Raw genomic sequence first — 11,348 nt, forward strand, 5'->3', positions numbered from 1 at the left:
AATACACGGAATTCACGGACGAGGCAAAAACGACAGGGTACTTTCCGTGATATCTACGACGAGCTCAACTTCGTGCAGGAGAAGAACGGCGCCACGGTGACCGCCAACCTGCTCACCCGGCTGGGCATCGACGAGGTCTAGACAAGTACGCAAGGGGCCGAGATGTTCTCCCACTGGATGCCTATTCAGATAGGTGTCTACGTTTTGGCCAACCTGTTGTTACTCCTGGTTGCCTGCTACCTCCTTGGGTGGAATAAACCGATGGCGCGGCTGGAGGCGTGGGGGGGTAATCCGTGGCGGCTCATCTCGCCGCTCATGCATACCATGATGCCTCCACGCACCTGGCCCAGGGCATTGTCCGTGGGGCTCCTATGGGGTTTCATGCCCTGCGGCCTGGTGTACGGAGCCCTGGCCATGGCTATGCTGTCGCGCAGCGCCATGGAAGGCGCCGCGATGATGATGATGTTCGGATTGGGTACGCTTCCCAACTTACTCGCCGCCGGCGCGCTGCTGCGCCATGTCCGAAAGCAAGGGCTGGATAAGGTTTGGCGGTTAGCCTCAGGCGTGGCGATCGGAGGTTTTGGGATGTACGGCCTAGCGCATGCCGCCCAGCTCGGCGAACACATTAGCGCGGGGCTGCTTTGCCTGAGCAGCCTCTAAGTTTGAAACTGGCGAACCGCGCCGCGCTTACTTCTTAGGGTCTGGCGGCGGTGCCTTGTAGTCGCCGATGATCCCCTTGGCCGGGCAAATCTTGAACACAGGGCACTTGCTACAGCCTACCGCCAACGCAACCGGGCAAAGAGTCATGGTGAGTCTCCCAAGTAATGCCACGCGGAACCGAACGCCGCAGTGGATTGCATGGTACTCCCCCGCGAGCGGAATTACAGCGCTTCGCTCGCGAAATCCGCCAGCCTCGAGCGCTCGCCGCGTTGCAAGGTGACGTGCCCGCCATGGCGCCAGCCCTTGAAGCGGTCCACGACGTAGGTGAGGCCGGAACTCCCTTCGGTGAGATAGGGCGTATCGATCTGCGCGATGTTTCCCAGGCACACGACCTTGGTCCCCGGGCCCGCCCGGGTGATCAAGGTTTTCATCTGCTTGGAGGTAAGGTTCTGGGCTTCGTCGATGATGAGAAATTTTTCGATGAAGGTACGCCCGCGCATGAAGTTGAGCGACTTGACCTTGACTCTCGCTTGAATCAGATCGTGCGTGGCGGCGCGGCCCCATTCGCCGGCGTCTTCGTCGGTGCGGTTGAGCACTTCCAGATTATCCTCGAAGGCGCCCATCCACGGGGTCATTTTTTTTCTTCCGTGCCTGGGAGAAAGCCGATGTCCTCCCCCAGCGGAACCGTTACGCGCGTGACGATGATCTCGGAGTAGATCTTGTCGTCCAGCGTCTGTGCCAATCCCGCCGCGAGCGTGAGCAGTGTTTTTCCCGTGCCGGCTTGGCCGAGGATGGTGACAAAGTCGATTTCCGGATCCATCAGAAGATTGAGTGCGAAGTTCTGTTCGCGATTGCGCCCTACTATGCCCCAGGCGGCGTTCTTGGCATGCGTGCGATCGATTAGCGTGCGCAGCACGGCGGTCTGTCCGTTGACCTCGCGCACTTGCGCGTAGAGGGGGCGCTGGCCTTCCTGGTAAACGAATTCGTTCAGCAGGAAACTCGAGGCTAGGGGACCGGTGACGCGGTAGTAGGTGCGGCCGCCTTCTTGCCAGGATTCGACGTCCTTGCCATGGGTGTCCCAGAAATCCGCGGGCAATGCGCGTACGCCGGTGTAGAGGAGGTCGGTATCCTCCAGCACCTTGTCGTTGAAATAGTCCTCGGCGGACAATCCCAGGGCGCGCGCCTTGATGCGCATGTTGATGTCCTTGGACACCAGGATGACTTGCCGGGCGGGCTGGGTTTCTTGCAGGTATTTCAGTACGCCGAGTATTTCATTGTCGCCCTTGCCGGAGGCGAGGTATTTGGGCAGCGCGCCGTCGATGGCAGTGGTTTGCAGATAGAGGCGGCCATTGCTGTCACCGGACACTGGCCGCGTGAGCGCGATGCCCTCGCCGATGGAATGCTCGGTGGCCTTGACGACATCGTCTAGAAACCGGCTCGCCTGGCGGGCATTGCGCGCCACTTCCGACATGCCCTTCTTGTGGGCATCGAGTTCCTCCAAGGTGACCATGGGCACGTAAAGATCGTGCTCCTTGAAGCGAAACAAGCTCGTCGGATCGTGCATGAGCACGTTCGTGTCGAGCACGAACAACTTGGTCTTCGGATGGATCAGGGCAACGGGAGTGGGTTTGGGCATTGATTCTGGGGGCTGGAGACTGGGGCCTGGGGCTAGGGGATGGGGTTGGAGGTTTTAGCCTCAAGTCCCCATTCCCCAGCCCCCGCCTCTAAAGCTTGTTCACGAAGTCGAGCACTTCTTGGGCATGTCCTGGCACTTTCACGCCACGCCATTCCTTGCGGACAACGCCCTCGCGGTCTATGACAAAGGTGCTGCGTTCGATTCCCCGAACTTGTTTGCCGTACATGTTTTTCATTTTCATGACCCCAAACATCTGGCACACCTTCTCGTCTTCGTCGCTGATGAGATGGAACGGAAAAGACATTTTGGTCCTGAAGGACTCGTGTGAACGCAGGCTGTCGCGGGAAACGCCGTAGATCTCGCAACCCGCCTTGCTGAAATCGGCATGCAGGCCGCGGAACTGAATACCTTCGTCCGTACATCCCGGGGTGTTGTCCTTGGGGTAGAAATACAGCACGAGCGCTCTGCCTTGGCAGGCGGAAAGCCGGAATACACCTCCGCCAGTTCGCGGCGCCTCGGAATCCGGTACGGCCAAATTTTCCAGCATTACGGTCTCCCTAATTAATGGCGGGACGAATCAGCTCGCCCGCTGGTAGCGGATCAAGAAAGCGGGCGCCTTGCAGCATCAGCGTGCCGGAACGCCCTGGAATTTCTCCAACACGCACTTCGTGGCGCGGCAGATTTTTCTCGGGGAGCCATTCGAAGTATTCGCTTAGCGATGACAACCGGTAGCCTTGGTCCTTCCATCCTTCGAGCAATGCCTGGAACACGGAGGCGAGCCGCATTCCCTCCAGTTCCGCGTGCAAGGTGTACACATGGCCGCTTGGGGGAATCGCGCGTGTCGAATCGAGCACGTGATTCACCACGTTGCTTTCGTCCACACCGCCCAGACCGATGATTTCATCCAAGGTGGGGAGCGTGGTGGGCAATTGCGGGCACGCGATGACTTCAGCGTTTTGAACGGGAACAAAGGGACTGGTGCCGCGCGTGTCAGAACAATAGTCGAAGCCCAGGCGCTGTGTCATCCGGAATGCGTGCCGGTTCATCTGCCAGCCTGCCGCGCCGTGAATCTTGGCGTCCGTCCTGAAGATTTCCTTGAACCGTTCGCGGGCCTGTTGCATCTCGCGCTCGGTCCACCGCGCCGCCTGCGCGCAAACATTGTCCTGCCATTTGACGTGATTGTAGGTGTGTATCCCCACCTCGTAACCCGACTCTTGCACCGAGCGCAAAATGCCAGCGCATTCCTTGCCGATATCGGGCCCCGGCAGCAATGTTCCGTACATCAATGTCTTGAATCCGTAATGCTTGAGCACCGAGGTTCTGCGCGCCTTGCCCACGAAACCACGGCGAAACACGCGCTTGATTGCGCGGCCCGTCTGGTCAGGCCCAAGGCTGAAGAGAAACGTCGCGTTGGCGCCGTGCTCCTTGAGCAGTTTCATCAGATTGGGCACCCCTTCGCGGGTGCCGCGAAAGGTGTCCACATCGATCTTGAGCGCCAAATGCGGGCGCTCCGGCGGCACCGGGGCGCCGTCCAATTGCAAGGACGTCATCGCTTAGTTCCCGGTGTCGTCGAGGAGATTGCCCGCCTCGCCCACCTGGCCGCGGTAGGCCTCGAAGATTTTCTTCAGCGCCGTTTGCATTTCCACCTTGGGCGCCCACTTTAAGTCCGCCATGGTATTGGCGATCTTGGGTACTCGGTTCTGCACGTCTTGATAACCCTTGCCGTAGTAATCGCCGGAGGAGGTCTCCAGCAGCTTGACCTTGGCGGCATTGGACTCGTACTCCGGGTAGTGCTTGGCGAGCGCCAGCATCATGGTGGCGAGTTCGCGCACGGAAAAATTGTTGGAGGGGTTGCCCACGTTGTAGATCTTGCCGGAGGCTACGCCGCCGGGGTTATCGATGATTTTCATCAGCGCATCGATGCCATCGTCCACGTAGGTGAAAGCGCGTTTCTGCTGTCCGCCGTCCACGAGATGAATGGGCTCGCCACGCACGATATGGCCGAGAAATTGGGTGATGACGCGCGAGCTGCCTTCTTTTGGAGTGTGAATGGAATCGAGCCCTGGGCCGATCCAGTTGAAGGGGCGAAATAGCGTGTAGTCGAGGCCGCGCTGCTGGCCATAGGCGGCGATGACGCGGTCCATCAACTGTTTCGCGCAGGCGTAGATCCAGCGCGGTTTATTGATGGGGCCGTAGACCATATTGGAATTCTCCGGATCGAACTCCGCATCGGCGCTCATGCCGTAGACCTCGGAGGTGGAAGGGAACACGATGCGCCTGCCAAATTGCACGCAAGAGCGCACCATGGGGAGATTGGCCTCGAAATCGAGTTCGAAGACGCTCAGTGGATCGCGCACGTAGGTGGCGGGCGTGGCGATGGCCACCAAGGGTAATAGGGTGTCGCACTTCTTGATGTGATAGGCGATCCACTCCCGGTTGATGGTGATGTCGCCCTCGAAGAAATGAAAGCGCTTGTTCCCCATCACGTCATCGAGCCGGTTCGACTGCATGTCCATGCCGTGCACTTCCCAATCGGTGGTCTCGATGATGCGCTTGGACAAGTGGTGGCCGATGAATCCGTTGACGCCGAGGATGCAGATTTTTTTCATGAGATCATGGTTGCCTGGGAATCGAAATAGGTAGGCGAAACGGTTTCCATGCGCGCGAATTCTTTCTCGCCATAGTGCACACCGTCCACCTCCATGGCCAGAACGCGAAGCACGCCGCGGTCTTGGCACTGCGCATAGCATTGTCCATCGGTACAATACAGCGCGGCGGCTTGCGCGCTGCCGCGCACGTTCTCCACCACGCGGGTGGCGTAAATATAAATCTTGCGTCCTTGGGCCGTGGTGAACGCGCCAGGATACGGGGGTGCCACCGCGCGCACCAGGTTATGAACCTGGTTATTGGATTGCGACCAGTCGATGCGGCCATCTTCGGGTTTGCGCCCGCCGTAGTAGGAGCCGCGCGCCAGATCCTGCGCTTGGCGCGGCGCATTGCCCGCGAGCAGGCTGGGCAGTACATGATCGAATGCCATCTCCGCGGCCAAGGTTACCTTATCGAAGACTTCCCGCGCCGTGTCGTTGGGCAGAATAGGTACCGCCTGCTGGGCCACGATATCGCCCGCGTCGGGCTTTTCCACCATGTAATGCAGGGTGGCGCCGGTTTCGCGCTCGCCCTTGAGCACTGCCCAATTCACCGGTGCGCGTCCGCGGTATTTGGGAAGCAGAGATCCATGCATGTTGAGGGCACCATGCCGGGGAATTTGCAGGAGTGGCACCTTGAGCATCCGCCGGTAGTAAAAGGAAAACAGGAAGTCCGGTTCGATGGCTAAGATGCGCTCCACGAATTGCGGGTCGTTAGGGTCCTCGGAGGTGGAAACTTCAATGCCGTGACTGGCCGCCAGTTCCGCCACGCTGGAAAACCAGATGTTCTCATGCGCCGAGTCCGCATGGGTGACCACCAATGGAACGTTCACGCCGTGGGCCAGCAGCACGGATAAGCAGCGATACCCGACGTTGTGGTAGGCGAATACCAACGCATTCATGGAACGGCGCGTCCTTCACGCGCGCCGGGCGATCCCGAGGGCGGGCTCGAGGACAGGTTCGCCAGGGGCGGCCAGGGGGGATTCTTCCAATATGGCTTGCACGATGTAGCGCGGCCGTTCCCTGACCTGCTGGTAAATCCTGCCGACGTACTCGCCCAATAGTCCAATGCCGAAGAGCAAGATGCCTATGAGGAAGAAGGTGATGGCGAATAGGGTGAACACGCCTTCCGCCTCGGGCCCCACCACGATGCGCCGTATGACCAAGAAGGCCACGAAAAACGCGGAAAGGATGGAGAGCACGATGCCGAAGAAAGAAAACGTTTGCAGCGGCGCGATGGAGAAACCCGTCACCAGATCGAAGTTGAGCCGGATAAGTTTGTACAACGAATACTTCGACTCGCCCGCCGTGCGTTCCTCGTGGCCCACTTCGACCTCCGCCGGATTCTGCGCGAAGGTAAAGGCCAGGGCAGGGATGAAGGTATTCACTTCGCGGCATTTATTGATCGCATCCACGATGTCGCGGCTGTAGGCGCGCAGCATGCAGCCCTGGTCGGTCATCTTGATCTTGGTCAACCTCTCCCGCAACCGGTTCATGGCGCGTGAAGCGTAGCGCCGGAAAGCGGTGTCTTGCCGCAAGCGGCGAATGGTGCCCACGTAGTCGTGGCCCCGGTCCATGGCCGCGAGCAATACCCAGATCTCCTCCGGAGGGTTTTGCAAGTCCGCGTCCAAGGTGACCACGCGCTTGCCGCGCGCGTTCTCGAATCCGGCCATGATGGCCATGTGCTGGCCGAAGTTGCTGTTGAATAACAACACTCGCGTGACATCCGGCCGCCGCTGAAACTGCTCGCGTAGCAAGGCGGCGGAACGATCGGCACTTCCATCGTCGATGAACAAGACTTCGTACGGGATATGGAGCCGGTCGAGGGCCGCGTAGAGGCGCACGAACAAAGCAGGCAAACCATCTTCCTCGTTGTAGACCGGGATGATGACCGAGAGATCGGGAATTCGCATGACAGTATTCTATCGGTGTTTGGCCATTCCCAAGACTTCCGCGGCGGCGGTGCACACGCGCGCCACGTCGGCTCTTTCCATGGCGGGAAAGAGCGGCAAGGTGACGGTTTCGCGCCCGATGCGCTCGGCCACGGGAAAATCTCCGGCCTTATAGCCCAACTCCCGGTAGGCGGTGAAAAGATGCATGGCTGGATAATGAATGCCAATGCCGATCCCGCGTTCGTGCATGCGGGCGATGAATTCCTGGCGGGTGAGGCCGACGCGACCAAGGGGCAGCAGCGGGGCGAACATATGCCATCTATGGCCTTCGTCTCCGCGCGCGGGGAGGTGCATGGGAGGGTCGGTGCGCATCGAATCGAAATACAGGGAGGCCAAGCCGAGGCGCTTCGCGTTGAACTCGTCCAGGCGCTTGAGTTGGCCCAGGCCCAGGCGGGCGGCCACGTCGCTCAAATTGGATTTCCCGCCCGCCAGCAGCACGTCCATCTGGCCCGAGGAATCCTTTTCGATGCCGTGAAAGCGCTGCAACTTAGCTATCCGTAGCACTTGCGCATCGTCGGACACCAGCGCCCCGCCCTCGATGGTGGTCATGTTCTTGTTGGGGTGAAAACTGAAGCACACGATATCGCCGAAGCTGCCGATCTTGCGGCCCTTGTAGGCCGAGCCGATGGCGTGAGCCGCATCCTCTATGACACGCAGCCCGTGTTTTTTCGCTAGGGCGTACAAGGCGTCGCAGTCCGCCGGGAGGCCAGAGAAATGCACCGGCATGATGGCCTTGGTGCGCGCGGTAATCGCCGCCTCGATCTGGTCCACCGCGATATTTCGCGAGTCCAGCTCGACGTCTACGAACACCGGCTTGGCGCCCACGCGCACGACGACGTTGGCGGTGGCGACGAAGCTCATGGCGGGGACAATCACCTCGTCTCCGGCTCCGATGCCGCAGGCTTGCAGCGCGGTTTCCAGCGCGGCAGTGGCGGAGGTGAAGCTGAGCACGTGCCGGCCGCCCAGATAGGAGGAAAGAGATTCCTCCAGCTTCATGACGTTCGGGCCGGTCGCGAGCCACCCCGAACGTAGCACTTCGACGACGCCTTGAATGGTTTCTTCGTCCAGGGTGGGACGTGTGACCGGGAGATAGGACATTGTGCTCAACTCAAGACCTCGCCACGATGAATACACCTAGAATGATGATGCCCGTGCCCGCCAACCGCACCGGTGTAACGGGCTCCCAGAACAAATACCAAGCACCGAACGCGTTGACCACGTAACCGATGGAGAGCATCGGGTAAGCGACACTCACCGGTGTACGCGACAACGCCATGATCCAGACCACCAAGCTCACGCCATAACAGACCATTCCCATCAGGATATGGGGCTGTGTTGCCAGCGCGGCGCCGATGGGGAGAATGTTCTCGGCGCTAAAGGAAAATGCACCGACTCGGTTCGTGCCGGCCTTGAGCAGGAGCTGGGCCGCGGCGTTCAGCAGCACGCCGGCCAGGACGAGGGTGAAGCTGATCGCGGTCATGTAAGCGCTCTCAAGGTATAGGCAAGCTTGTCGAAGTCCGCGGACGTCGTGCCAGTGATTCGCGTTCGCGTGGCATCGCTCAGCCGCGCGTAATGCGCGTGAATGGATTTGGTGTAAGCAGGATCGTAGTGGCGTTCCAGCAACTCCGCCACCAAGGCGTCAAAATTTCCCGCCCTGGCTTGCGTGCACCAGTGCCCGATCAGTTCCGCCCCATGCAGGCCGCGTAGGCATAGGAGCTTCCCGGCCAGTGCTTCCGGATCCTTGATGAAGTGTTCGTACTCTTGCTTGAGCAGCGATACGCGATGCTCAAGACCGGTCTCGACCCATACGCATTCGCTCGCCCACATGGCTTGAACCAACGTCTCCGGCACGCGTAAGTTACCGACCTTCTTGCTTTCCGATTCCACGTAAACGAGGCGCGCGGAACTGAAGTGGCGCAAGGCATGCCAAATCTTGCTCTCGAACATTTTTTGCGCGGGTTGCTCGTTGAGCGGATCGCTCCCCAGCACCGAACCCTTGTGGGCGGCCAACGCCTCCAGATCGAGCACTTGCTCGCCAGCCGCATCAAGGGCCCGCAGCAGACGGCTTTTCCCCGAGCCGGTGAGCCCGCATATCACACGAAAACGCAGGCCCAGAATCAATTGCGGTATTTCTTCCACGATATGGCGGCGGTAGGCTTTGTAGCCCCCGTCGAGTTGCCGCGCGTCCCAGCCCACCTCGCGCAGGATATGAGTCATCGCGCCACTGCGCTTGCCGCCGCGCCAGCAATACACCAGGGGCCGCCAATCGCGCGGTTTGTCCTGGAACATCGTCTCCAGATGGATGGCGACGTTGCGCGCCACGAGCGCCGCGCCCACCTTCTTGGCCGTGAAGCTGGATTCTTGTTTGTAGAGCGTGCCGACGCGCACGCGCTCTTCGTCGCGCAAAACGGGACAATTGATGGCGCCTGGAACGTGATCCAGGGCGAATTCAGATGGCGTACGCACATCTATGATATGGCCAAATTCGCTCAAATGGTTGACGGTAGCCAGGCCCAAGGCGAGATCGCTAAGCGGAGAAGGCGGAATGGCTCGTAATCTAGCACAACGGGAAGGCGCCGGTGGCAGCCCGCGAGTCCCTTACAATTCGAACCCGTATTGGTGACCCCCAAAGAAACGTGCCGTCCTTGAATACGCCGTTGGATCATGCCTCAAGGCCACAAGCCTGGCTACAGCAGCACGAGCGCAGCAGTATTTTTACCATCAGAATCTTGGTGTCGCTGACCCTCACCCTGGGACGTGCCACCGGCAGGGCATTGCTCTACCCCGTATGCTCCTACTTCATGGTGTTCACGCCCGCTGCCCGGCGCGCCTAGCGATATTATCTCCACAGGGTTCTTGGGCGCAAGTCGCGCTTGAGCGAAGTGTTCCGTCATATCTATACCTTCGCAAGTGTGTCCTTGGACCGCGTCTTCATGCTGAATGACCGCTTCAATCGTTTCGAGATCCATGTGCATGGGGCTGACGTGTTGCAGTCCCTGCACTCCGGGCAAGGCCACTTGATGATAGGCGGGCATTTGGGAAGTTTCGAGGCCTTGCGCGCCATTGGGCGGGAGAAACCGGTCAGCGTCAATCTGTTGATGTACGAAGAAAACGCACGCAACGTCATCACCGTGTGCAAGGCCATTGACCCCGAGCTCGCGCATCGAATCATTCCGCTGGGCCGTTTGGATTCCATGCTGCGTGTCGCGGACTGCCTGGAGCGTGGCGAGTGCGTGGGCGTGCTGGCAGATCGCGCGCTGGATGGGGACGGGCGCATGCCCGTGAAATTCCTGGGGCAAGACGCTTTCTTTCCCGTGGCGCCTTTTAGCATGGCGGCCATGCTGAAGTACGAGGTGGTGTTCATGGTGGGCCTGTATCGCGGCGGAAACCGCTACGATCTGTACTTCGAGCGGCTCATCGGCGTGCCGGAACTTGGGAGCGCGGACAGGCGGGCCGCGCTGGCTGGATGGGTGCAATCCTATGCCGGGCGCTTGGAGCATTACTGCCGCTTGTCGCCTTACAACTGGTTTAATTTCTTCGATTTCTGGGATGGGCAGCGTGAGGCAGCGTAAGCGATGAGTGCCGCGATTGCGCAACCATTGCGCGTCAGTGCCTATACCGCGAGTTGCGCCACCGGCCGTGGGCGCGCTGCCATACTAGCGGCGCTACGTGAGCGCCGCGGCGGCCTGCGTGCGAACGATTTCGGCGCTACACCCGTACCGAGCTGGATCGGGCGCGTGGAAGGCGTGGAAGAAGAGCCATTACCGGAAGCATTCGTGCAATGGGAGTGCCGCAACAACCGCTTGGCGTGGTTGGGTTTGCAGCAAGACGAGTTCTTGAGCGCAGTGGCGAGAGAGCGCGCGCCATGGGCGGGCGCGGGTTGCGGTGCTCTTCGGTACCTCCACATCGAGTATCGGTGCCACGGAAGAAGCCTACCGGCGCCTCGGAGCGGATGGAGAATTTCCCGAAGACCTACGCCGTCCCATCGTGCATACCCCGCATTCCACCGGGCATTTCGTGCAGCATGCCTTGGGCTTGACGGGATACTCGGCCACGGTGGCAACAGCTTGCTCTTCCAGCGCAAAGGTATTCGCGCAAGCGCAGCGCATGATTCAGGCTGGTGTTGCCGACGCCGCCGTGGTGGGCGGCGTGGATTCTTTGTGCGATAGCGTACTTTATGGATTCAACTCCCTACAGCTACTTTCGCCGGAACCTTGCCGCCCCCTTGACGCCAGGCGCGCAGGTATCAACTTGAGCGAGGCCGCGGGCTTAGCCTTGTTGGAAAGCTATAGCCACGATGAAACCCGGCATACGGTGCACACGCCGTGGCTGATCGACGCCTCTGGGCGCGCGGGCCTGATCAAGCGGCGCCTGGGTTTGGCGCGGGAAAGCGATCACGAGGCCACCGCCGTGTGGTTTCGTGTGGGGCATCGCATCGATATCAACAAATGGTCA

Annotated in this window: 9 protein-coding genes and 3 pseudogenes; 3 read left to right on the top strand and 9 right to left on the bottom strand. The window is 60.1% G+C overall.

Going from position 1 to position 11,348, the window contains the following annotated elements:
* Window positions 1-162 precede the first annotated feature (162 nt).
* A complete protein-coding gene (locus EXR36_13830; GenBank protein ID MSQ60680.1) occupies window positions 163-660 on the top strand; it encodes a sulfite exporter TauE/SafE family protein in 498 nt (165 codons plus the stop codon).
* Window positions 661-881: 221 nt separating this feature from the next.
* On the opposite strand, the pseudogene EXR36_13835 reads toward EXR36_13830, so the two are convergent.
* The 9 genes and pseudogenes from EXR36_13835 to mnmH form a co-directional block, all read right to left on the bottom strand.
* Window positions 882-2,224, bottom strand: a pseudogene (locus EXR36_13835) (PhoH family protein).
* Window positions 2,225-2,384: 160 nt separating this feature from the next.
* Window positions 2,385-2,843: a peroxiredoxin gene (locus tag EXR36_13840; GenBank protein MSQ60681.1), complete on the bottom strand. Its 459-nt coding sequence runs from the start codon at window positions 2,841-2,843 to the stop codon at window positions 2,385-2,387.
* 10 nt (window positions 2,844-2,853) lie between these two features.
* Window positions 2,854-3,846 (bottom strand): 4-deoxy-4-formamido-L-arabinose-phosphoundecaprenol deformylase, encoded by a 993-nt coding sequence (locus tag EXR36_13845; GenBank protein MSQ60682.1) that lies wholly within the window; start codon window positions 3,844-3,846, stop codon window positions 2,854-2,856.
* 3 nt (window positions 3,847-3,849) lie between these two features.
* Window positions 3,850-4,905 (bottom strand): bifunctional UDP-4-keto-pentose/UDP-xylose synthase, encoded by a 1,056-nt coding sequence (locus tag EXR36_13850; GenBank protein ID MSQ60683.1) that lies wholly within the window; start codon window positions 4,903-4,905, stop codon window positions 3,850-3,852.
* The gene (locus EXR36_13855) at window positions 4,902-5,843 is read right to left on the bottom strand and encodes a formyltransferase (protein ID MSQ60684.1); all 942 of its coding nucleotides are present in this window, start codon (window positions 5,841-5,843) and stop codon (window positions 4,902-4,904) included. Before EXR36_13855 ends, EXR36_13850 begins: the two co-directional genes overlap by 4 nt.
* Before the next feature lie 15 nt (window positions 5,844-5,858).
* Window positions 5,859-6,854, bottom strand: coding sequence for a glycosyltransferase (locus EXR36_13860; protein MSQ60685.1), 996 nt, complete (start codon window positions 6,852-6,854; stop codon window positions 5,859-5,861).
* A gap of 9 nt (window positions 6,855-6,863) precedes the next feature.
* On the bottom strand, window positions 6,864-7,991 hold the full coding sequence (locus EXR36_13865; protein MSQ60686.1) for a DegT/DnrJ/EryC1/StrS aminotransferase family protein: 1,128 nt from the start codon (window positions 7,989-7,991) through the stop codon (window positions 6,864-6,866).
* Between the two features lie 10 nt (window positions 7,992-8,001).
* Entirely contained in the window at window positions 8,002-8,373 is a 372-nt protein-coding gene (locus EXR36_13870) for a 4-amino-4-deoxy-L-arabinose transferase (GenBank protein ID MSQ60687.1), read from the bottom strand.
* Complete coding sequence (gene mnmH, locus EXR36_13875) at window positions 8,370-9,404, bottom strand: tRNA 2-selenouridine(34) synthase MnmH (protein ID MSQ60688.1); 1,035 nt, start codon at window positions 9,402-9,404, stop codon at window positions 8,370-8,372. Before mnmH ends, EXR36_13870 begins: the two co-directional genes overlap by 4 nt.
* 218 nt (window positions 9,405-9,622) lie before the next feature.
* Between mnmH and EXR36_13880 the strand changes: the two are divergent.
* A pseudogene (locus EXR36_13880) lies at window positions 9,623-10,465 on the top strand (acyl-CoA synthetase).
* Window positions 10,466-10,468: 3 nt separating this feature from the next.
* Window positions 10,469-11,348: pseudogene (locus EXR36_13885) on the top strand (hypothetical protein).

The sequence above is a fragment of the Betaproteobacteria bacterium genome, assembly GCA_009693245.1.
In the GTDB taxonomy this organism is placed as follows: Bacteria; Pseudomonadota; Gammaproteobacteria; order Burkholderiales; family SHXO01; genus SHXO01.

Bases quoted from the DNA above. Each gene is read 5' to 3' on its own strand.
- EXR36_13830 (MSQ60680.1), top strand. From the start codon at position 163: ATGTTCTCCCACTGGATGCCTATTCAGATAGGTGTCTACGTTTTGGCC.
- EXR36_13840 (MSQ60681.1), bottom strand. From the start codon at position 2,843: ATGCTGGAAAATTTGGCCGTACCGGATTCCGAGGCGCCGCGAACTGGC.
- EXR36_13845 (MSQ60682.1), bottom strand. From the start codon at position 3,846: ATGACGTCCTTGCAATTGGACGGCGCCCCGGTGCCGCCGGAGCGCCCG.
- EXR36_13850 (MSQ60683.1), bottom strand. From the start codon at position 4,905: ATGAAAAAAATCTGCATCCTCGGCGTCAACGGATTCATCGGCCACCAC.
- EXR36_13855 (MSQ60684.1), bottom strand. From the start codon at position 5,843: ATGAATGCGTTGGTATTCGCCTACCACAACGTCGGGTATCGCTGCTTA.
- EXR36_13860 (MSQ60685.1), bottom strand. From the start codon at position 6,854: ATGCGAATTCCCGATCTCTCGGTCATCATCCCGGTCTACAACGAGGAA.
- EXR36_13865 (MSQ60686.1), bottom strand. From the start codon at position 7,991: ATGTCCTATCTCCCGGTCACACGTCCCACCCTGGACGAAGAAACCATT.
- EXR36_13870 (MSQ60687.1), bottom strand. From the start codon at position 8,373: ATGACCGCGATCAGCTTCACCCTCGTCCTGGCCGGCGTGCTGCTGAAC.